Annotated in this window: 18 protein-coding genes; 13 read left to right on the top strand and 5 right to left on the bottom strand. The window is 66.8% G+C overall.

All coding sequences use genetic code 11. The annotated features are described in order from the left end of the window. Positions 1-7: 7 nt before the first annotated feature. Positions 8-1,123 carry an alanine dehydrogenase gene (gene ald / locus AC1Z3W_RS10285; protein ID WP_057928260.1) on the bottom strand — a complete coding sequence of 372 codons (1,116 nt, stop codon included), beginning with the start codon at positions 1,121-1,123 and terminating at the stop codon, positions 8-10. 349 nt (positions 1,124-1,472) lie between these two features. On the opposite strand from ald, the gene AC1Z3W_RS10280 reads away from it, so the two are divergent. The 5 genes from AC1Z3W_RS10280 to AC1Z3W_RS10260 all read left to right on the top strand — a co-directional run bounded on the left by AC1Z3W_RS10280 (position 1,473) and on the right by AC1Z3W_RS10260 (position 8,400). Then, positions 1,473-1,889: a DUF3995 domain-containing protein gene (locus AC1Z3W_RS10280; protein ID WP_057928259.1), complete on the top strand. Its 417-nt coding sequence runs from the start codon at positions 1,473-1,475 to the stop codon at positions 1,887-1,889. A gap of 643 nt (positions 1,890-2,532) precedes the next feature. Next, positions 2,533-3,273, top strand: a complete 741-nt coding sequence (locus tag AC1Z3W_RS10275; RefSeq protein WP_057928258.1) for a gluconate 2-dehydrogenase subunit 3 family protein — start codon at positions 2,533-2,535, stop codon at positions 3,271-3,273. Beyond that, the gene (locus tag AC1Z3W_RS10270) at positions 3,273-5,051 is read left to right on the top strand and encodes a GMC family oxidoreductase (protein WP_057928257.1); all 1,779 of its coding nucleotides are present in this window, start codon (positions 3,273-3,275) and stop codon (positions 5,049-5,051) included. The genes AC1Z3W_RS10275 and AC1Z3W_RS10270 overlap by 1 nt, the downstream gene beginning before the upstream one ends. After that, entirely contained in the window at positions 5,048-6,466 is a 1,419-nt protein-coding gene (locus tag AC1Z3W_RS10265; RefSeq protein ID WP_483507540.1) for a cytochrome c, read from the top strand. The genes AC1Z3W_RS10270 and AC1Z3W_RS10265 overlap by 4 nt, the downstream gene beginning before the upstream one ends. Positions 6,467-6,684: 218 nt before the next feature. After that, entirely contained in the window at positions 6,685-8,400 is a 1,716-nt protein-coding gene (locus AC1Z3W_RS10260; protein WP_057928255.1) for a cation:proton antiporter domain-containing protein, read from the top strand. A gap of 147 nt (positions 8,401-8,547) precedes the next feature. On the opposite strand, the gene AC1Z3W_RS10255 is transcribed toward AC1Z3W_RS10260, so the two are convergent. Further along, positions 8,548-10,446 carry a peptidoglycan D,D-transpeptidase FtsI family protein gene (locus AC1Z3W_RS10255; RefSeq protein WP_483507539.1) on the bottom strand — a complete coding sequence of 633 codons (1,899 nt, stop codon included), beginning with the start codon at positions 10,444-10,446 and terminating at the stop codon, positions 8,548-8,550. A 378-nt stretch (positions 10,447-10,824) separates the two neighbouring features. Further along, positions 10,825-11,172 carry a DUF3564 family protein gene (locus AC1Z3W_RS10250; RefSeq protein WP_057928253.1) on the bottom strand — a complete coding sequence of 116 codons (348 nt, stop codon included), beginning with the start codon at positions 11,170-11,172 and terminating at the stop codon, positions 10,825-10,827. A 650-nt stretch (positions 11,173-11,822) separates the two neighbouring features. Here AC1Z3W_RS10250 and AC1Z3W_RS10245 point away from each other — a divergent pair. Then, a complete protein-coding gene (locus AC1Z3W_RS10245; RefSeq protein WP_124834189.1) occupies positions 11,823-13,034 on the top strand; it encodes an SDR family oxidoreductase in 1,212 nt (403 codons plus the stop codon). A gap of 70 nt (positions 13,035-13,104) precedes the next feature. Here the strand turns inward: AC1Z3W_RS10245 and hpaR are convergent, their stop codons facing one another. Continuing rightward, positions 13,105-13,545 (bottom strand): homoprotocatechuate degradation operon regulator HpaR, encoded by a 441-nt coding sequence (gene hpaR / locus AC1Z3W_RS10240; RefSeq protein WP_057928251.1) that lies wholly within the window; start codon positions 13,543-13,545, stop codon positions 13,105-13,107. A gap of 153 nt (positions 13,546-13,698) precedes the next feature. Here hpaR and AC1Z3W_RS10235 point away from each other — a divergent pair, with 153 nt between their 5' ends. From AC1Z3W_RS10235 to hpaI, 7 genes are read left to right on the top strand one after another with little or no spacing between them, the layout of a single operon-like run. Then, entirely contained in the window at positions 13,699-14,388 is a 690-nt protein-coding gene (locus AC1Z3W_RS10235; protein WP_124834188.1) for a fumarylacetoacetate hydrolase family protein, read from the top strand. Further along, the gene (locus AC1Z3W_RS10230) at positions 14,385-15,149 is read left to right on the top strand and encodes a fumarylacetoacetate hydrolase family protein (protein ID WP_124834187.1); all 765 of its coding nucleotides are present in this window, start codon (positions 14,385-14,387) and stop codon (positions 15,147-15,149) included. Before AC1Z3W_RS10235 ends, AC1Z3W_RS10230 begins: the two co-directional genes overlap by 4 nt. 22 nt (positions 15,150-15,171) lie before the next feature. After that, positions 15,172-16,635, top strand: a complete 1,464-nt coding sequence (hpaE, locus tag AC1Z3W_RS10225) for a 5-carboxymethyl-2-hydroxymuconate semialdehyde dehydrogenase (protein WP_057928248.1) — start codon at positions 15,172-15,174, stop codon at positions 16,633-16,635. Positions 16,636-16,679: 44 nt separating this feature from the next. Next, on the top strand, positions 16,680-17,528 hold the full coding sequence (gene hpaD, locus AC1Z3W_RS10220; RefSeq protein ID WP_057928247.1) for a 3,4-dihydroxyphenylacetate 2,3-dioxygenase: 849 nt from the start codon (positions 16,680-16,682) through the stop codon (positions 17,526-17,528). Positions 17,529-17,557: 29 nt separating this feature from the next. After that, positions 17,558-17,950 (top strand): 5-carboxymethyl-2-hydroxymuconate Delta-isomerase, encoded by a 393-nt coding sequence (locus tag AC1Z3W_RS10215; protein ID WP_057928246.1) that lies wholly within the window; start codon positions 17,558-17,560, stop codon positions 17,948-17,950. Positions 17,951-17,969: 19 nt separating this feature from the next. After that, positions 17,970-18,773, top strand: a complete 804-nt coding sequence (hpaH, locus tag AC1Z3W_RS10210; protein ID WP_483507538.1) for a 2-oxo-hept-4-ene-1,7-dioate hydratase — start codon at positions 17,970-17,972, stop codon at positions 18,771-18,773. 12 nt (positions 18,774-18,785) lie between these two features. Continuing rightward, complete coding sequence (hpaI, locus tag AC1Z3W_RS10205; RefSeq protein ID WP_483507537.1) at positions 18,786-19,589, top strand: 4-hydroxy-2-oxoheptanedioate aldolase; 804 nt, start codon at positions 18,786-18,788, stop codon at positions 19,587-19,589. Between the two features lie 250 nt (positions 19,590-19,839). Here hpaI and AC1Z3W_RS10200 read toward each other — a convergent pair whose 3' ends face one another. Next, entirely contained in the window at positions 19,840-21,108 is a 1,269-nt protein-coding gene (locus AC1Z3W_RS10200; protein ID WP_483507536.1) for an IS256 family transposase, read from the bottom strand. Positions 21,109-21,120: the final 12 nt, after the last annotated feature.

The following is a 21,120-nucleotide window of genomic DNA, read 5'->3' as shown; positions in this document are numbered from 1 at the left end:
GCCCGAGTCAGGCCAGCACGTCTTCCGCCGGTACGTACGGCAAGCCGAGCGCGAGCGCGACGGCCTCGTACGTGATGTGACCGTCGCAGACGTTCAGGCCCGCGCGCAGGTGCGGGTCGTCGGTCATCGCGCGTTTCCAGCCTTTGTCGGCGAGCGCGAGCGCGTGGCCGAGCGTTGCGTTGTTCAGCGCGAACGTCGACGTGCGTGCGACCGCGCCCGGCATGTTCGCGACGCAGTAGTGCACGACGCCGTCGACGACGAAGGTCGGCTGCGCGTGCGTCGTGGCATGCGATGTCTCGAAGCAGCCGCCCTGGTCGATCGCGACGTCGACGACGACGGCGCCCGTGCGCATCGTCGCGATCATGTCGCGCGTGACGAGCCGAGGTGCCGACGCGCCCGGCACGAGCACCGCGCCGATCACGACGTCGGCGTCGCGCACGGCTTCGTCGATCGTGTGTGCGTTCGAGCAGACGGTCGTGATCCGGTTCGCGAAGATCAGGTCGAGCTGGCGCAGCCGGCCCACGTTCGTGTCGAGCACGGTGACGCGCGCGCCGAGGCCGACCGCCATCTGCAGCGCGCCGGTGCCCACCACGCCCGCGCCGAGCACCACGACGTGCGCGGCCGGCACGCCGGGCACGCCGGCCATCAGCACGCCGCGGCCGCCGCGCGGGCTTTCGAGGTGGGTCGCCGCGACCTGGATCGACATGCGTCCCGCGACTTCGCTCATCGGCGCGAGCAGCGGCAGCCCGCCGCCGGGGCCCGTCACGGTTTCGTACGCGATGCAGACCGCGCCGGACTTCACGAGCGCCGTCGCCTGCTCGGGATCGGGCGCGAGATGCAGGTACGTATAAAGGATCTGCCCGCGCCGCAGCATCGCGCACTCGGCGGCCTGCGGCTCCTTGACCTTGATGATCATGTCGGCGCGCGCGAAGATTTCGCGCGCGTCGTCGCACAGTGCTGCGCCGGCGGCCGTGTAGTCGTCGTCGAGCAGGCCGATCGCGGTGCCCGCGCCGCGCTGCACGAGCACGGTGTGGCCGTGTCGCGTGAGTTCGCGTGCGCCGGCCGGCGTGAGGCCGACGCGGTATTCATGGTTCTTGATCTCTTTCGGCACACCGATCAGCATGAGTCGCCTCCATGGGTATTCGTCATTGTTGTCATGCCCGGACGCGTTGCGGTCGTCCGGCCGTGCGTGCCGGTGAACGGCACGTGTGCGACGGTGGGCATGCACGGCTCGATGGCCGTATTGGAATAAAAGGGTAGTGGTGCCCGGAGGGAAGTCAAGCGGCGGCCCGGTGCGACGGTATGCGCACTGCACCGCAACACGCGGCGTGGCGTATTGCGACCGGACGTCGCAACGCACAAAGCGTGCGGTTTGGGTATCGTCTTGTGTGGTGCGGAACGGGGCCGCACGCCGGCAACCTTCCGGCTGGATCACGACACAACGACACGATGCGACAAGGAACCTTACCGACATGACCGGCGCGTATTTCAGCGTGCCGACGCTTTGTGCGATCGCACTCATCCACGTCTACTGGGCGTTCGGCGGACGGCTCGGCAAGCGTGCGGCCATTCCGGAGCAGGACGGCGTGCCGCTGCTGCGGCCGACCGCGCTCGGCACACTCGCCATCGCCGCAGCATTGCTGGCCGGCGCATGCGCGGTGGCGTCGCGCGCGGGCTGGCTGTGGCCGAACCTGTATCCCGGCGCGATCGCGTTCGCGGTCGTTGCGCTCGCATTGATCTTCGCGGTGCGCGCGGTCGGCGATTTCCGCTACGTCGGCTTCTTCAAGCGGATCCGCGGGTCGCGTTTCGCGCGGATGGACAGCCTGTGTTATTCGCCGCTGTGCGCGGCGCTCGCGCTGTCGACCGCGTCGATGCTGTGGCCGTGGTGAGCGCCGGGCCGATCGGGGCGGACGTCTTGGCACGAGCGAGGCGGCGGTAACGCGGGTCGCGGTGTCGCGGCGGAAAGCGCCGACCGGCGCGGGTGAGGGCATTCCCGAAAAAACGACATGCGCGGACCGGGCGAAACCTGCGTCTGCGTCCGGCCACCCCGACGAGCAACGACACGATCGCGCCGCGGCTCTTGCGTATTCCGACTTCCGGATTTTCCGATTATTGCGTTTTTCGATGCAATGAATTGCATCGAACCCTTTGGATATGGAACCGGTTCCATTTATAATTCGCGGCACGTGTCGCCAGGCTCGAAATGAGGGTCGTGCACGCTGCGCTTGCCGTCGGTCGGCGCGGCGTCTAAGTTGAATAGGGCCATGGCGATGAAGGGCAGATGCGGGTGGTAACCGGTATTTGTCCGACGATAGACCCGCGAAGAGGTCGACCCCGCGCAGCGCGCCGGAACCGGCGCGCGCGCGGCTGCACGACGGCGCCGCCGCGCACTGCGCGGCCGGCGCCCGTCGTTGTTCGCAATACAGCAAGAACAGGACGGCCGGCCGCGCGCGGCATGGCTACCGTGGCGGGCATGTCGCATGCGAAATGCGCGTCTCCCGAACCACGCTCCCCAACGATCAACATCCGACCATGTCCACGCCACCCGACAAACCCAATTCGCGTCGCCGCTTCCTGCGCACGTCGGTCGCACTCGTGCCGATCGCGTCGGTCGCCGGTTGCGACCTGCGCTCGTCGTCGTCGTCCGCCACCACGGCCGGCAATGCCTCCGCCGCGTCGGCCGGCGCCGAACGCGCGCCGTACAAGCCGACTTTCTTCGATGCGAAGGAGTGGGCGTTCGTCCAGGCCGCGGTCGACCGGATGATTCCGGCCGACGCGGAAGGCCCCGGCGCGCTCGAATCCGGCGTGCCCGAATTCATCGATCGCCAGATGGAAACCCCGTACGCGCACGGCGCGACGTGGTACATGCAGGGGCCGTTCCAGCAGGGCGTGCCCGAGCTCGGCTACCAGCTCAAGCTCGTGCCGCGCGACATCTACCGCCTCGGCATCGCGGCGGTGAACCGTTATTGCGAAAAGGCTCACGGCAAGGCGTTCGCCGACCTCGACGCACCGACCCGCGATACGGTGCTCGGCGCGCTGGAGAAGGGCGGCGCGCAGATCGACGACGTGCCGTCCACCGTGTTCTTCGGCCAGTTGCTGCAGAACACGCGCGAAGGCTACTTCTGCGATCCGGTACACGGCGGCAATCACGACATGGCCGCGTGGAAGATGATCGGTTTTCCGGGCGCGCGCGCCGACTTCATGGATTTCGTCAACCAGAACGGCAAGCCGTATCCGTATGGCCCGGTCTCGATCAACGGGGAGCGTACCTGATGGCCGCAGAAAAGAAGCCGCACGTCGATGCGGTGATCGTCGGCTTCGGCTGGACCGGCGCGATTCTCGCGAAGGAACTGACCGAAGCGGGATTGAACGTGGTCGCGCTCGAGCGCGGCGAGTATCGCGACACTTATCCGGACGGCGCGTATCCGAACACGATCGACGAGCTGACCTACAACGTCCGCAAGAAGCTGTTCCTCGACCTGTCGAAGACGACCGTGTCGATCCGCCACGGCGTGCAGGACACCGCGCTGCCGTACCGGCAGCTCGCCGCGTTCCTGCCGGGCGAGGGCGTGGGCGGCGCGGGGCTGCACTGGTCGGGCGTGCACTTCCGGATCACGCCGGAGGAACTGCGCCTGCGCAGCCACTACGAAGAGCGCTACGGCAAGAAATTCATCCCCGAAGGGATGACGATTCAGGACACGGGTGTCAGCTACGACGAGCTCGAGCCGTATTTCGACTTCGCCGAGAAGGTGTTCGGCACGTCGGGGCAGGCGTACAAGGTCGGCGGCAAGGTGGTCGGCGACGGCAACGTGTTCGAGGCGAACCGCAGCGACAACTTTCCGCTGCCCGCGCAGCTCAATACCTATTCGGCGCAGCGCTTCTTCGATGCCGCGAAGTCGCTCGGGCTGCATCCGTATCGGCTGCCGTCGGCGAACACGTCGGGACCGTACACGAATCCGTACGGCGTGCAGATGGGGCCGTGCAACTTCTGCGGCTACTGCAGCGGCTACGCGTGCTACATGTACTCGAAGGCGTCGCCGAACCTGAACATCCTGCCCGCGCTGAAGCAGGTGCCGAACTTCGAGCTGCGCTCGAAGTGCCACGTGCTGCGCGTGGACCTGGACGACACGAAGAAGCGCGCGACGGGCGTCACCTACGTCGACCCGGCCGGTCGTGAAGTGCACCAGCCGGCCGATCTCGTGATCGTCGCCGCGTTCCAGTATCACAACGTGCACCTGCTGCTGCTGTCGGGCATCGGCAAGCCGTACGACCCGATCTCGGGCGAAGGTGTCGTCGGCCGCAATTTCGCGTACCAGAACCTGTCGACGATCAAGGCGTTCTTCGACAAGGACACGTACACGAACCCGTTCATCGGTGCGGGCGGCAACGGCGTCGCGGTGGACGACTTCAACGCGGACAACTTCGACCATGGCCCGCTCGGTTTCGTCGGCGGCTCGCCGCTGTGGGTGAACCAGGCCGGCGTGAAGCCGATCAGCGGCATCGCGACGCCGCCCGGCACGCCGCAGTGGGGCTCGGCGTGGAAGAAGGCCGTGAAGGACAACTACGCGCACACGATCTCGATGGACGCGCACGGCACGAACATGTCGTACCGCGACGTGTACCTCGACCTCGATCCGACCTATCGCGATTCGTACGGCCAGCCGCTGTTGCGGATGACCTTCGACTGGAAGGACAACGACATCAGGATGGCGCAGTACGTGACCGGGCAGATGAAGAAGATCGCGGAGGCGATGGGGCCGAAGGCGATCGGCGTGTCGACGCGCGAGTTCGGCAAGCATTTCGATTCGCGCGCGTACCAGACGACCCACCTCGTCGGTGGCGCGATCATGGGCACCGACCCGAAGACGAGCGTGCTGAACCGCTATCTGCAGTGCTGGGACGTGCACAACGTGTTCGTGATGGGCGCCTCGGCACTGCCGCAGGGCATCGGCTACAACCCGACCGGGATCATCGCGGCGCTGGCCTACTGGTCGGCACGTGCGATCCGCGAGCAATACCTGAAAAATCCCGCCCCGCTGGTGACCGCATGAAGAGGACGATGAACCACCACAACGCCGTGCGCTGCCTGATCCCGCTGCGGCGCGCGCTGGCGATCGGCACCGCATGGGCGGCGTTTGGCTTCGCCGGTCTGGCCTTCGCGCAGTCGGCGGCGGCTTCGGCGGCGTCCGGTACGGCCGCACCCGTGGCCCGGTCGGCCGACGCGAGCCTGATCAAGCGAGGCGAATACCTTGCCCGCGCGGGCGACTGCATCGCGTGCCACACGGCGAGCGGCGGCAAGCCGTTCGCGGGGGGGCTGAAGTTCGACACGCCGATCGGTGCGATCTATTCGACGAACATCACGCCAGACCCGAAGACGGGCCTCGGCGGCTGGACGCTCGACGACTTCACCCGCGCGGTGCGCGAAGGTGTGCGCAAGAACGGCGACACGATGTATCCGGCGATGCCGTACCCGTCCTACGCGCGCCTGAACGACGACGACGTGAAGGCGCTGTACGCGTACTTCATGCACGGCGTCGCGCCGGTCGAGCACGAGAACCGCGCGGTCGACATCGTGTGGCCGCTGTCGATGCGCTGGCCGCTGACGTTCTGGCGCAAGATGTTCGCGCCGGCGCCGAAGCCGTTCGATGCGGCGCCGTACACCGATCCGGTGGTCGCGCGCGGTGCGTATCTCGTGCAGGGTCTCGGCCATTGCGGCGCGTGCCATACGCCGCGCGCGGCGACGATGCAGGAGCGCGCGCTGACCGACGCGGGCGGCCTCGACTTCCTGGCCGGCGGCGCGGCGATCGACGGCTGGGTGCCGACGAGCCTGCGCGGCGAGCCGCGCACCGGGCTCGGCACGTGGAACGAAACCGAGATCGTGCAGTTCCTGAAGACGGGCCGCACGCTGCGCACGGCCGCGTTCGGCGGGATGACGGACGTGGTCGGCCACAGCATGCAGCACATGAGCGACGACGACCTGACTGCAATTGCACGCTACCTGAAGACGCTGCCGCCGCGCGTGCAGGGCGAGCAGCCGCACGTGTACGATGCGGCCGCCGCGAAGGCGCTGCAAACCGGCGACGCGAGCAAGCCGGGCGCAGCCGTCTATCGCGACAACTGCATGGCCTGCCACCGCAGCGACGGTCACGGCTACACGCGCGTGTTCCCGGCACTCGCCGGCAACCCGGTCGTGCAGGGTGAGGATCCGACGTCGCTGATTCACGTCGTGCTGGAAGGCAGCGCGCTGGAGGGCACGCACACCGCGCCGTCGACCTTCACGATGCCGCCGTTCGGCTGGCGCCTGTCGGACCAGGAAGTCGCGGACGTGTCGAACTTCGTGCGCACGAGCTGGGGCAATACGGGCGCGCCGGTCACGGCCGCGCAGGTCGCGAAGGTGCGCAAGAGCACGCCATCGACGCGACCGGAGCCGCCGCCGGGCGCGCGGTTCCCGCAGGCGTCGCGCTGACGAACTTGGCGGGGCGACGGGGCGTCCGGCCCCGCCCGATCGATCCGCCTCGCGGCGCCGTCTAGCCCGCGAAGTTCGTTCCGTGCGACCGGGGTTGCACCCCGTAATGGCGCGCCACCGCGTGAATTTTTCGCGGCGGCGCGCCATTTTTTCCGTGTCATCCCTTATCCTTTCATTCTTGAACCTTACTAAATAGTTACAAGAACTTGGGAGGGGGGATGCCTCATGATGTCAGCCTGATTGCGTTGCTCGCGGCCGGTTTCGGCCTCGCGATGATCTTCGGTTACCTCGCGTCGCTGCTGAAAATGCCGCCGCTCGTCGGCTATCTGCTTGCCGGGATCGTGATCGGCCCCGGCACGCCCGGTTTCGTCGGCGATCTGTCGCTCGCGCAACAGCTTGCCGAAGTCGGCGTGATGCTGCTGATGTTCGGAGTCGGTCTCCATTTCTCGCTCGGCGACCTGCTCGCGGTGCGCAAGATCGCGCTGCCGGGGGCCATCGTCCAGATTACCGTCGCGACGCTGCTCGGCGGCGGGCTCGCGCTCGCATGGGGCTGGAGCGTTGGCGCGGCACTCGTGTTCGGCCTCGCGCTGTCGGTCGCGAGCACGGTCGTGTTGCTGCGCGCGCTAGAAGGGCGCGGGCTCGTCGAGACGGTCAATGGGCGCATCGCGGTCGGCTGGCTCGTCGTCGAGGATCTCGTGATGGTGCTCGTGCTCGTGCTGCTGCCGCCCGTCGCGGGGCTGCTCGGCGGCACGCCGCCCGGCGACGTGCACGCGGCCGGCGGCAGCGTGTGGGGCACGCTCGGCGTCACGATGCTGAAGGTCGCCGCGTTCATCGCGCTGATGCTGGTGGTCGGCAAGCGCGTGTTTCCGCGCATTCTGTGGCTCGTCGCGCGTACCGGTTCGCGTGAGCTGTTCACGCTTTGCATGATCGCCGCGGCGGTCGGCATCGCGTTCGGCGCGGCGAAGCTGTTCGACGTGTCGTTCGCGCTCGGCGCATTCTTTGCCGGGATGATGATGCGCGAGTCGGAATTCAGCCGGCGCGCGGCCGACGAGACGCTGCCGCTGCGCGACGCGTTCTCGGTGCTGTTCTTCATTTCGGTCGGGATGCTGTTCGATCCGAAGGTGCTGCTCGCCGAGCCGCTGCACGTGATCGAGGTCGCGGCGATCGTGTTGATCGGCAAGACGCTCGCGGCGGTCGCGCTCGTGATCGCGTTCCGTTATCCGCTGAACACCGCGCTGACGGTCGGCGCGGGTCTCGCGCAGATCGGCGAGTTCTCGTTCATCCTCGCGGGTCTTGGCCGGGCGCTCGGACTGCTGTCGGCCGAGGGGCAGAGCCTGATTCTCGCGGTTGCGCTGATCTCGATCGCGATGAACACGCTGCTGTTCGCGATGATCGATCCGGCGCTCGTATGGATCCGCAAGCATTCGGCGTTCGCGCGCAAACTCGAGGCTCGCGACGATCCGCTCGCCGCGCTGCCGATGTCGACGCCGCAGACGCACCTGACCGGCCAGGTCGTGATCATCGGCTACGGCAAGGTCGGCACGCGGATCGCACATGCGCTGGACGAGCGCGGGATCGCGTATGTCGTCGTCGAGCAGAACCGCGAACTCGTCGAGAAGCTGCGCGCGGACGGCGTCGCGGCCGTGTCGGGCGACGCGATCGAGCCGGTCGTGCTCGTGCAGGCGCATATCGCGCGCGCCGGGATGCTGGTCGTCACGCTGCCGGACGTATTCGACGTGCGGCAGATCGTCGAGATCTCGCGCACGCTGAACCCGGCGCTGGAGGTCGTGCTGTGCACGAACAGCAGCGACGAGGCCGCGTTGCTGTCGAGCGAGGGCGTCGGCACGGTGTTCATGGGCGAGAGCGAACTCGCGCGCGGGATGACCGAGCACGTGCTCGGCAGGATGGTGAGGCCGGTGGCGGCAGCGCATTGACGGTCGCGCGGCCGGGTCCGCCCGGTTAGCGGGATTGCACCGGCCGTCGGAACGGCGGGAACGGCGCAAGGGCGCGTGCGAGGCATTCGGCACGGCGAAGCGCACACGCATGCGTCGGCAGCCGCGCCCGGTACCATCCGGCAGGCTTCAGCCTGCCGCCTTCGTCTGGACGGCCGCGCCGGCGCCGGGTTGCTCGGCCGTCTTCACCGGCATTGCCGCCTTCTGCGCGGCCGCCGTCTTCGGTTGCACCGCGGCCTTCGGCGCTGCGACCGTCTTCTGCGGGGCCACCGCCTTGGCCGGCGCATTCGGCGTCGGCTCGACCGGCGCGTCGGGCGGCACGCCGAGCAACTGCAACGAGCCGCTCGTGACCGACGAAAACACCGGGCCGGCCACCGTGCCGCCGTAGTAGCCCTTGCCGCGTGGCTCGTCGATCATCACCGCGACGATCAGGCGCGGGTTGCTCATCGGCGCCATCCCCGCGAACAGTGCGCGGTACTTGCCCTTCGCATAGGTCGCGCCGACCTGCTTGCGCGCCGTGCCGGTCTTGCCGCCGATCCGGTAGCCGTCGACGCGCGCGCGGCGCCCCGTGCCGCCTTCGCCGACCGCCGACTCGAGCATCGCGCGGATCGCCGCCGCGGTTTGCGGCGACGTCACGCGGTGGCCGCGATGGGCATCGATCGTCTGAGGGTCGGAGCCGTTCTTCAGCAGCGACACCGGGTGCAGCGTGCCGTCGCCCGCGTAGGCGGTGTAGGTCTGCGCGATCTGCAGCAGCGACATCGACAGCCCGTAGCCGTATGCCATCGTCGCCTGCTCGATCGGCCGCCAGCGCTGGTAGCCGCGCAGGCGGCCCGATGCGACGCCCGGGAACGTCAGTTCCGGCGCACGGCCGATCCCGTATTCCTGGTACTTGTTCCAGATCGTTTCGGCCGGCAGGTTCAGCGCCAGCTTCGCGAGCGCGACGTTGCTCGACTTCTGCAGCGCCTGCGAGACGGTCAGCGAGCCGTGGTTCGACGTGTCGTGGATCACGGCCGGGCCGATCTTGTAGGTGCCCGGCGACGTGTTGATGATCGTGTTGGGCGTGACCTTGCGCTCGTCGATCGACAGCGCGACGACGAGCGGCTTGATCGTCGAGCCGGGTTCGAACGTGTCGATCACCGCGCGGTTGCGCAATTGCTGGCCCGTCAGCCGGGCGCGATCGTTCGGGTCGAAGGTCGGGTAGTTTGCGAGCGCGAGGATCTCGCCGTTCTGCGCGTCGAGCACGACGACGCTGCCGGCCACCGCGTTGTTCTCGATCACCGCGGCCTTGAGCTGGCTGAACGCGAGCTGCTGGATGCGCCGGTCGATCGTCAGTTCGATCGTCGCGCCGTGCTGCGCGGGGACGAGCGGGCGCGTGTCGGACACGATGCGCCCGAGCCGGTCGCGGATCACCTCACGCTGCCCGGACGTGCCCGACAGCCGCCCATTCGCCGCGAGCTCGACGCCTTCCTGGCCCTTGTCCTCGACGTTGGTGAAGCCGACCACGTGCGCGGCCGATTCGCCTTCCGGATAGAAGCGCTTCGAATCGGCGATCTGCGTGATGCCGTCGATCGCGAGCTTGTCGAGCCGGCTCGCGGTGTCGGCGTCGACCTGCCGCTTGAGCAGCACGAACGTACGGTCGTTGCGCAAGCGGCGCTTCACTTCCGCGAGCGGCATGTCGAGCAGCTTCGCGACCTGCGGATAGTCGATTTCGGCGACCTGTTTCGGGTTTGCCCAGATTTCATAGGTCGACAGGCTGACCGCGAGCATCGCGCCATTGCGATCGACGATGCGCCCGCGCATCGCGTCGAGCTCGATCGTGCGCTGGTAGCGCTTCTGGCCTTCCCCGACGTAGAAATCCTGGTTCGCGATCTGCACCCAGAACGCGCGTCCGATCAGCGCGGCGAAACCGATGGACACCATGATCACGACGAACTTCGAGCGCCACATCGGCAGGCGCGACGCGAGCATCGGATGCTTGGTCGCGGCGGCGTACGGATCGGCGGGATGGGTCTTCTTTTTCACGCTCATGCAAGGGCCGGGTCGGGCCGCCGGACGGCGGCGAGTCAGTCGGAATAATGTGATTGTAATAAATGAGTAAACATCATGTGGGGAAAGTATGTTTCGGCCCCGTAAAAGATGCGTATTCAAGGCCGGATAGGGCGGAACGAGGCGGGAACGAGGTGGGAGCGACGGCGAGGCGTCGCTCGCCGGTTCGCCCGATCGGGAGGGCGCGGTGCGATCGTTACCACCGCGCCGCCGCGATCCAATTAACCCGGCCCCGATTAATTTCGAGACGGGAAAATAAAAAGCGCCTCGGAGAGAGGCGCCTTATTTCTGAATATCGAAATGAATATCGCGGAAACTGGAATAAACCCGAAAACCCCAGAGGAATGCCGTCAAAAATACCTATCGCGCGACGGAAATAAATTCCTCGTATTCCGGCTCCACCGTGGAGCGATCGACCGCCTGCAGGCGCCACGCGCCGTGCGGGTGCTCGCCGGCGAGCACCGCGGGACCCTGCTCGCGCTGCGAAGCGCTGAACGACAGGCCCTTCAACTGGCACACGGCATTCCCGCTGTCGGCCGCGCAGAGGGCCATCGCGCCTTCTACGTCCCGAACCTTGCCCCAGGTCGGAAGATCGATGCCCTGGTGTGCCTCGCGTGACCACAGGCCCTCGTCGGTATCGACCCACAGCACCGCGAAGGCGTGTCGGGTTGCCGATTCGCTGCCATTAATCCGAATGGTGAGGCGCATTGGATCTTCTCCTGAAGAAAATGACACATTCGACCGTTTTGGTTTGAACAGTCTAGATAGACTGACGTGAAACGCAAGTGATAATCCTCAATAAATCCGAATTGAGTCTATTGGGGTTTCAGATGAAACGACGTCTGACGATCCATCACGATTCCGGCAGCGCGAGCAAACGCAGGCGCCAGCGCGATCCGCGCGCCGTGACCGGACGCTGGCGGGCCGAGGACATGCGATGACCTGGGGCGGTGGCCGCGTCGAAGTGCCGCGCTGAAAGCGGTCTCACCCGACGCGCGCGGGTCGTCCTGTCATGCACGCCGCAAAATGCCGACCGACCGGACGTTTCAATGATTTGACGGCCCGGCGGCTACGACACACTCCGACATTCGCGTACAAATCCGCACACTTTCACGAAACTTTCAGGACAGACTTGCGGGCGATCGGACCCCACACTTGGCATTTCCCGATCCTGCGCTGCGGACGCCCGTCCGTGGCGGGCCGCCACCTCTTTCCGGAGACGCGATCGACGCGATCGCGGGCTGCAGCCCGATCGGGATTGCCGGGCGTGCGTCGGCCCCGGCCCGGCCGACCGCCGTACGCCACCCCGCTACCCGGGGCAGCCGCGCCGTCCGGCCGATTCTTCGAAGGAGACTATCGTGCTGATCTGGAAAACCGCGTTGTCGCTCAACTGGCGCACGAGCCTCGTTTCGCCGGCCAGCGCACCGGTCGCGGCGGCCAACGTCGGCGGGCTGGTGCTTACCGGTGCCACCGGCTTCATCGGCAGTACCGTGCTGACGGCGCTCGTCAACGCAGGGTTGCTGGAACGGATCGTGTGTATCGTGCGTGCCGAGAATCGCGGCCACGCGGTCGCGCGTCTGCGCGAAGCGGCGCTGCGCGCGGGGCTTGCGCCGTACTGGGCATCGCGTCTCGGCGACGCGAACGTGGTCGTCGGCGCGCTCGGCGACGTGTGGCAGGGCCCCGATGCGCCGCGTCTCGCCGGCGCGACCCACGTGATCCACTGCGCGGGCCATGCATCGCCGGCCGACGGTGCGCACCTGCAGGCGGACATCGCCGATTCGCTCGGTTTCGCCGCGCGCTTCGCGCACGCGCCGCAGCTGCAGCGTTTCGTCTATGTCGGCACCGCGTTTGCACATGCCGGCCGCGGCGGGATCGTCCACGAGGAAATGGCCGGCCCGGTGGCGAGCGGCGCCGCGCACGGCGGCGATGGGCTGCCCGGCGCGGTGCTCGCAGCCGACTACCTGCACGCGAAAGCGGAAACGGAGCAGCGCCTGCGCGGGCTCGGCCTGCCGCTCGTCGTCGTGCGTCCGTCGCATGTCGTCGGCCACACGGTGCTCGGCACGCGGCCCGCGCCGAATTCGTTCTGGATGTTCCGCGTCGCGCATGCGGCGCGCCGCTTCACCGCGCGGCCGATGACGCGCATCGACATCGTGTCGGTCGACGACGTTGCGCGCGCGACGATGCTGTTGGCCGTAAAGCCGACGCTGATGCACGACGTGTATCACGTGTCGGCCGGCGACGAGGCGCCGCAGGTCGCGCAGATCGTGCGCGCGATGGACGAGGCGGCCGGCATGACGGGCGCGCCGCGCTACGCGGCATGCGTGCCGGCCGAACTGCCGCTCGTGGTGCGCGACGTGCTCGGGCGGCACGATCCTGCGCTCGAGCGTGTGATCGGCCGGGCGCTGCAGCGTTGCGCGGAATTCGCGACGGTCGATCGCGTATTCGACAATCGCCGCGTGCGCGACGAAATCGATTTCGAGCCGCTGCCGTTTGTCGATTACGTCGAGGAATGCATGCGCACGTCGCGCGGCGTCGCGGTGACCGAGCTGATGCGCGGCGCGCTGCACTGAGCGCCCGCGCGATACGGCACCTGCTGGTTCAGGTTCGCGGCCGCTTGCGGCGGCCCGGTGCCGGCAGGTCCTACGACGCGCTGCCGAGCTCGATCAGCCGGTCGAGCGCGCGATAGATGTCGTCGAGGCCGTCCTGGCCGAAACGCGCTTCAAGCTGACGATACTGCTCGTCGATACGCGGACCGATTTCGGTCACCAGCTTCTTGCTCTGCGGCGTCAGGCTCACCAGCAGCCGGCGCTGATCTTCCTGCGCGCGCATGCGCGTAATCAGGCCGTCGCGTTCCATTCGTTCCAGCACGCCCGTCAGGCTTGGGCTCAGGATGCAGCAGCGGCGTGCGATCTGTCCTGCTTCGAGCGCATGTGTCGGCTCGCCGTCGAGCACGCGGATGATCCGCCATTGCTGTTCGGTCAGCGCGAATTCCTTGAGAATGGGGCGGAACATGCCCATCAGCGTTTCGCGGGCCTCGAGCAGCAGCATGGCCAGGTTGCGATGGTCGAGCGTACGGTTCATCGGGGGTGGGGAATGGACGGGGACGCATCAATCTTAACAGCCGATGGTGATGAATTCCGCATATCAGGGTAATCAAGGTTGCCAGCGTCCGGTTGTTTATTTAAGATATTAACTATTGACGATGCGCCGCGACGCGCGGCAGGGGAATGACGCATGGAGCTGTCTTGCAGGACCGCCGCGGCGCCGCCGCTGCCGGTCGCCATCGGTACCGTCTACGGTGCGCTGCTCAACGAGCGCGCCGCACTCGACGCGCTCGGCGATGCCGTGCACGCACCGCCTTACGGCCGTCCGCCGCAGGCGCCGATCCTTTACATCAAGCCGGCCAACACGCATGCGGCGGACGGCGCGGCGGTCGTGGTGCCGGCCGGCATCGACGCGCTGGAGATCGGCGCGTCGGTGGCCGTCGTGTTCTCGCGACGCGCGACGCGCGTGCCGGCCGCGCAGGCGCTCGACTACCTGCACGGCTTCACGCTTGCGAGCGACGTGTCGGTTCCGCATCCCGATTACTACCGTCCGGCCGTGCGCTTCAAATGCCGCGACGGCTTCTGCCCGCTGGGTCCGGCGATCGTGCTGGCGGCCGCGCTCGGGGACGTCGACGCGATCGGCCTGACCGTGCGGATCGACGGCAACACGGCGGTGTCCGCGTCGACCGCCACGCTGATCCGCCCGGTGCGCGAACTGATCGCCGACGTGACGGCCTTCATGTCGTTCGACGCGGGCGACGTGCTGCTGCTCGGCGTTCCGGGCGCCGCACCGCGCGCCCGCGCGGGCAGCACCATCGAGATCGCCGCCGACGGCATCGGCACGTTGCGGCATACGCTGATTGCGGAGGACGCACGATGAAGACGGCGCGCGTGATCTACAACGGCGCACTGCATGCGGCCGAACCGGCGGGCGACGGCGTGATTCGCCTCGACACGGGGCGCGTGATCGCCGAGGACGCGGTGACGTGGCTGCCGCCAATCGCGCCGCGCACGACGTTCGCGTTGGGCCTGAACTACGCGGACCACGCGAAGGAACTCGCGTTCAACGCGCCGAGCGAGCCGCTGATCTTCCTGAAGGGGCCGAACACGTTCATCGGCCACCGGTCGCACACCGTGCGCCCGGCGGATGCAACGCACATGCACTACGAGTGCGAGCTGGCCGTCGTGATCGGCCGTCCGGCGCGCAACGTGAGCCGCGCGCAGGCGCTCGATTACGTCGCCGGCTATACGGTCGCGAACGACTATGCGATCCGGGATTACCTCGAAAACTACTACCGCCCGAACCTGCGCGTGAAGAACCGCGACACCTGCACGCCGCTCGGGCCGTGGTTCGTCAGCCGGGACGAAATCGGCGATGCGGGCGGCCTGACGCTGCGCACGACGGTGAACGGCCAGGAGACGCAGCGCGGCAGCACGCGCGACATGATCTTCGACGTGCCCGCGCTGATCGAGCATATCAGCGGCTTCATGACGCTCTCGCCGGGCGACCTGATCCTGACCGGCACGCCGGAAGGATTGGCGGACACGAAACCGGGCGACGAGGTCGTGACGGAAATCGAAGGGATCGGCCGGCTCGTGAACACGATCGTCGGCGAAGCAGACTACTATCGCGCCGGCTGAGCCCGTCGCCCAAGGAGAGAGCATGACCATCAAGCACTGGATCGACGGCCGCGAAGTCGAGAGCCGCGAGACCTTCACGACGCTGAACCCTGCGACGGGCGACGTGATCACCGACGTCGCGTCGGCCGGCGAGGCCGAAGTCGACGCGGCCGTGCGCGCGGCGAAGGAAGCGTTTCCGAAGTGGGCGAACACGCCTGCGAAGGAGCGTGCGAAGCTGATGCGCAAGCTCGGCGAACTGATCGAGAAGAACGTGCCGATGCTCGCCGCGCTCGAGACGCAGGACACCGGCCTGCCGATCGCGCAGACGAGCAAACAGCTGATTCCGCGCGCGTCCGAGAACTTCAACTTCTTCGCGGAAGTGTGCGTGCAGATGAACGGCCGCACGTATCCGGTCGACGACCAGATGCTGAACTACACGCTGTACCAGCCGGTCGGCGTGTGCGCGCTGGTGTCGCCGTGGAACGTGCCGTTCATGACCGCGACGTGGAAGACGGCGCCGTGTCTCGCGCTCGGCAACACGGCCGTGCTGAAGATGTCGGAGCTGTCGCCGCTGACGGCCGACCAGCTCGGCCGGCTCGCGCTCGAAGCCGGCATTCCGCCGGGCGTGCTGAACGTCGTGCAGGGTTACGGCGCGACCGCCGGCGATGCGCTGGTGCGCCATCCCGACGTGCGCGCGGTGTCGTTTACGGGCGGCACGGTAACGGGCAAGCGGATCATGGAACGCGCCGGCCTGAAGAAGTATTCGATGGAGCTTGGCGGCAAGTCGCCGGTGCTGATCTTCGACGATGCCGATTTCGACCGCGCGCTCGACGCGTCGCTGTTCACGATCTTCTCGATCAACGGCGAGCGTTGTACCGCGGGCTCGCGGATCTTCGTGCAGCGCACGATCTACGACCGTTTCGTGCAGGAATTCGCGCGCCGCGCGAACAACCTGGTGGTCGGCGACCCGTCCGATCCGGGCACGCAGCTCGGCGCGATGATCACGCGCCAGCACTGGGAGAAGGTAACCGGCTACATCCGCATCGGCGAGCAGGAAGGCGCGCGCGTGGTCGCGGGCGGCGCGGACAAGCCGGCCGGTCTCGCCGATCATCTTCGCCACGGCAACTTCGTGCGGCCGACCGTGTTCGCGGACGTCGACAACCGGATGCGCATCGCGCAGGAAGAGATCTTCGGGCCGGTCGCGTGCCTGATCCCGTTCGAGGACGAGGAAGAAGGGCTGCGGCTCGCGAACGACACGTCCTACGGGCTCGCGTCGTACATCTGGACGCAGGACGTCGGCAAGGTGCATCGCCTCGCGCGCGGCATCGAGGCCGGGATGGTATTCGTGAACAGCCAGAACGTGCGCGACCTGCGCCAGCCGTTCGGCGGCGTGAAGGAATCGGGCACCGGGCGCGAGGGCGGCGAGTACAGCTTCGAGGTGTTCGCGGAGATCAAGAACGTGTGCATCTCGATGGGTTCGCATCACATTCCCCGCTGGGGCGTGTAACGGGCGCGGGGCGTTTCGGCGCAAAAGAATACGGAGACTTGATGATGGGCAAACTGTCCCTCGCCGCGAAGGTCACGCACGTGCCGTCGATGTACCTGTCGGAGTTGCCCGGCAAGCATCACGGCTGCCGCGAGGCAGCGATCCGCGGCCATCGGCTGATCGGCGAGCGCTGCCGTGCGCTCGGCGTCGACACGATCGTCGTGTCGGACGTGCACTGGCTCGTCAACGCCGGCTATCACGTGAACTGCAATGCGCGCTTCTCGGGAATCTACACGAGCAACGAGCTGCCGCATTTCATCCGCGACATGCAGTACGCGTATCCGGGCAACCCGGAACTCGGCCGCCTGATCGCCGAGACGGCCAGCGCGCGCGGCATCGCGACGCGCGCGCACGAGATCGACAGCCTCGAGCTCGAATACGGCACGCTCGTGCCGATGCGCTACATGAACGGCGACCAGCACTTCAAGGTCGTGTCGATCGCCGGCTGGTGCATGTGGCATCAGCTCGACGAGAGCCGGCGCTTCGGCGAGGCGCTGCTCGAAGCGATCGAGAAGAGCGATTCGAACGTCGCATTCCTTGCGAGTGGCTCGCTGTCGCATCGCTTCAACGACAACGGCAGCCCCGAGGAATCGATCCACCAGATCAGCCGCGAATTCTTCCGGCAGGTCGACCTGCGCGTGGTCGAGCTGTGGAAGCAGGGCGATTTCAAGACCTTCTGCGCGATGCTGCCCGAGTACAACGTGCATTGTCACGGCGAAGGCGGGATGCACGACACGGCGATGCTGCTCGGCCTGCTCGGCTGGGATCGCTACGACAAGCCCGTCGAGATCGTCACCGACTATTTCGCGAGCTCGGGCACCGGGCAGATCAACGCGATCTTCCCGCTCGCCTGAGCGCCGCATCACCTATCCGGAGCGTTGCCATGCCACACATCGTCGTCGAATACACCGCGAACATCCGCGACGACGCGCGCATTCCCACGCTGCTGCGCACGATCAACGCCACGCTGATCGCGCAGGGCGGCGTGTTTCCGACGGGCGGCATCCGCTCGCGTGCGATCGAGCTGCAGGACTACTGCGTCGCCGACGGCACCGAGGACGACGCGTTCGTCCACGTGACGCTGAAGATCGGCTCGGGCCGCAGCGACGAGACCAAGAAGGCCGCGTGCGACGCGCTGTTCGACGCGATCAAGGCGCATTTCGCGGAGCTCTACGCGAAGCGTTATCTCGCGCTGTCGATGGAACTCACCGAGTTCAGCGAAAGCGGCTCGTACAAACACAACAACATCCACGCCCGCTACAAGCGGGCCGGCTGAACCCATTCCCGATCCGACCATGCTCGAACCCGCCATCATCGACCAGCTCGCACGGTGTCTGCACGACGCCGAGCGCGAACGCACGCAGATCCGCCAGATCTCGCTCGACCATCCCGACATCACGATCGACGACGCATATGCGATCCAGCGCGCGTGGGTGGCACTGAAACTCGTGGAAGGTCGCACGCTCAAGGGCCACAAGATCGGCCTCACGTCGAAGGCGATGCAGAACACGTCGCAGATCGACGAACCCGATTACGGCGCGCTGCTCGACGACATGTTCTTCGACGACGGCGGCACGATCCCGACCGGACGCTTCATCGTGCCGCGCGTCGAGGTCGAGCTCGCGTTCGTGCTCGGCAAGCGGCTCACCGGCCCGAACTGCACGATCTTCGACGTGTATGACGCGGTCGACTACGTGGTGCCCGCGCTCGAGATCATCGATGCGCGCAGCCAGTCGATCGATCCCGATACGAAGCGGCCGCGCAAGGTGTTCGACACGATCGCCGACAACGCGGCGAACGCGGGCGTCGTGATCGGCGGGCGGCCGGTGCGGCCGCAGGACGTCGATCTGCGCTGGGTTGCCGCGATCATGTCGCGCAACGGCGTGGTCGAGGAAACGGGTGTCGCGGCCGGCGTGCTGAATCATCCTGCCAATGGCGTCGCGTGGCTCGCCAATCGGCTGTCACGCTTCGACGTCGCGCTGGAGCCGGGGCAGATCGTGCTGGGCGGCTCGTTTACGCGGCCGTGCGCAGCGCGGCCGGGCGACACGTTCAGCGTCGACTACGGCCCGCTCGGGACGATCCAGTGCTACTTCGAGTGAGGTGAGCGAGCGATGCAGATTCCGTCGAATGTCTTCAAGGCCGCGCTCGCGCGCGGCGACGCGCAGATCGGGCTGTGGCTCGGGCTCGCCGATCCATACAGTGCCGAAGTCGTCGCGGGCGCCGGTTTCGACTGGCTGCTGATCGACGGCGAACATGCGCCGAACACGGTGCCGACGATCCTCGCGCAGTTGCAGGCGATCGCGCCGTATCCGTCGCATCCGGTCGTACGCGTGCCGTGGAACGATCCGGTGATCGTCAAGCAGGTGCTCGATCTTGGCGCACAGACGCTGCTCGTGCCGATGGTGCAGAGCGCCGACGAAGCGCGCGCGGCGGTGGCCGCGACGCGTTATCCGCCGCACGGCATTCGCGGGGTCGGCAGTGCGCTGGCGCGCGCGTCGCGGTGGAATCGGGTCGGTGACTATCTGCATCGTGCGAACGACGAGATGGCCGTGCTCGTGCAGGTCGAGACGCGTGCGGGGCTCGACGCGATCGATGCGATTGCGCGGGTCGAGGGCGTGGACGGCGTGTTCATCGGTCCGGCGGATCTCGCTGCCGATCTCGGGCATCTCGGCAATCCGGGGCATCCGGATGTGCAAGCGGCGATCGACGGCGCGATCCGGGCGATCAGGGCAGCCGGCAAGGCGCCGGGGATTCTCAGCGCGGATGAGGCGGCGGCGCGGCGGTATCTGGAAGCGGGGGCGTTGTTTGTCGCGGTGGGAGTCGATACGACGCTGCTGGCGAGGGGGGCGGAGGCGCTGGCGGTGCGGTTCAAGGGGAAGGGCGAGGTGGCGACGAAGCGGGATGCGACGTATTGAGCGATACCGGAGGTTGCTAGTTCCATAGAGTTCGATCGAATTTCGTTGACTGAGATTAAGATTTCGCATTCCAAAACCTATATTGGAGTGCGCGATGCCCCATACGTCGACGTCTGACACGATCTTGCCCGTGGACCGCGAGGTGCAGGCGGCTGTCGAAGGGCAGCGTGCGCTGGCGGCTTGCCTCGCCACGCGAACGGAAATACAGGACGTGTCAGGAATTTCGTGTGCTGAGGTCGGTTAAAAAGTCTCAGCTGATGGCGGCGGTGAATCGCTCGCCGAACAGAATGGCGAATTGATTGACTGCTTGCCGCCAAGTGATAGGCGGCATCTTCCAATCCTTTTCGATGTTGCGCAAGGCCAGATACAGCAGTTTGCTGGCGGCTTCGTCGCTCGGGAAGTGGCCGCGATTCTTGACGATCTTGCGCAACTGCATGTGCATGCTCTCGATGGCGTTGGTCGTATATACGATTCGACGCACCTCGGGCGGATAGGCGAAGAAGGGAATCACCTGCTCCCATTGGCGCTGCCACATGGCCGCGACGGTAGGGAATTTGCGGCCCCACTCGCTTTGCGCAAAGGCATCCAGCGCCGCTGCCGCCGCCTCGGCCGTGGCGGCCTGGTAGATCGGCTTGATCGCGGCGGCCAGCGGCTTGCGGTCCTTCCAGCTCGCCAGATTCAGCGAATTGCGGATCAGATGCACGATGCAGGTCTGGATTTGGGCGGCCGGATAGACCGCCTCGATCGCTTCGGGGAAGCCGCGCAAACCGTCGACCACCGCGATCAGGATGTCGTGCAAGCCGCGGTTCTTCAGCTCATTGAAGACTTTCAGCCAGAACTTGGCGCCTTCGGTTTGCTCGATCCACAAACCCAGCACTTCCTTGCGGCCGTCGGCGCGGATACCCAGCGCCAGATACACCGCCTTGTTCTTGACCATACCTTCGTCGCGAATCTTCAGTCGCAGCGCGTCAAAGTACACGATCGGATACATGGCTTCGAGCGGACGCTGCTGCCATTGCTCGACGTCGGCCAGCACTTCATCGGTGACCGTGGAAATCAGGTCGGGCGACACCTGCAGTCCGTACAGTTCCAGCAGATGACCCTGAATCTCGCGTACGCTCATGCCGCGTGCGTACATGCTGATGACGTGGTCGTCGAAGCCGGGCAGCCGGCGTTGATACTTGCCGACCAATTGCGGCTCGAACGTCGCCTGCCGATCGCGCGGAATATCCAGCCTCAGTTCGCCGTTGGGCGTCAGGACCGTCTTGGGGCTCGTGCCGTTGCGGTGATTGCCGGCCTTGCCTTGCTCAGTCTCGGCTTCCAGATGGTGGCTCAGCTCGGCCGCGAGCATGCGCTCGGCCAGCTGCTTCTTGAGCTGGCCGGCCAAACCCGATTCGCCCAGGATCGACTCGGCATCCTTGCCCTGCACCTGGGCAAGCAACTGATCGATCAGCTCATCGGGAAACAGCTTCGGTGCCTTCGGATTCTTGCTCTTCTTCGTCACGGTTGCTTCGGTCATAGGACGTTATTT

The sequence above is a fragment of the Burkholderia sp. 10_S31 genome, from assembly GCF_056930375.1.
The sequence above is the reverse complement of the archived record's forward strand: the minus strand, read 5'-3'. Positions and strand labels throughout refer to the sequence as shown.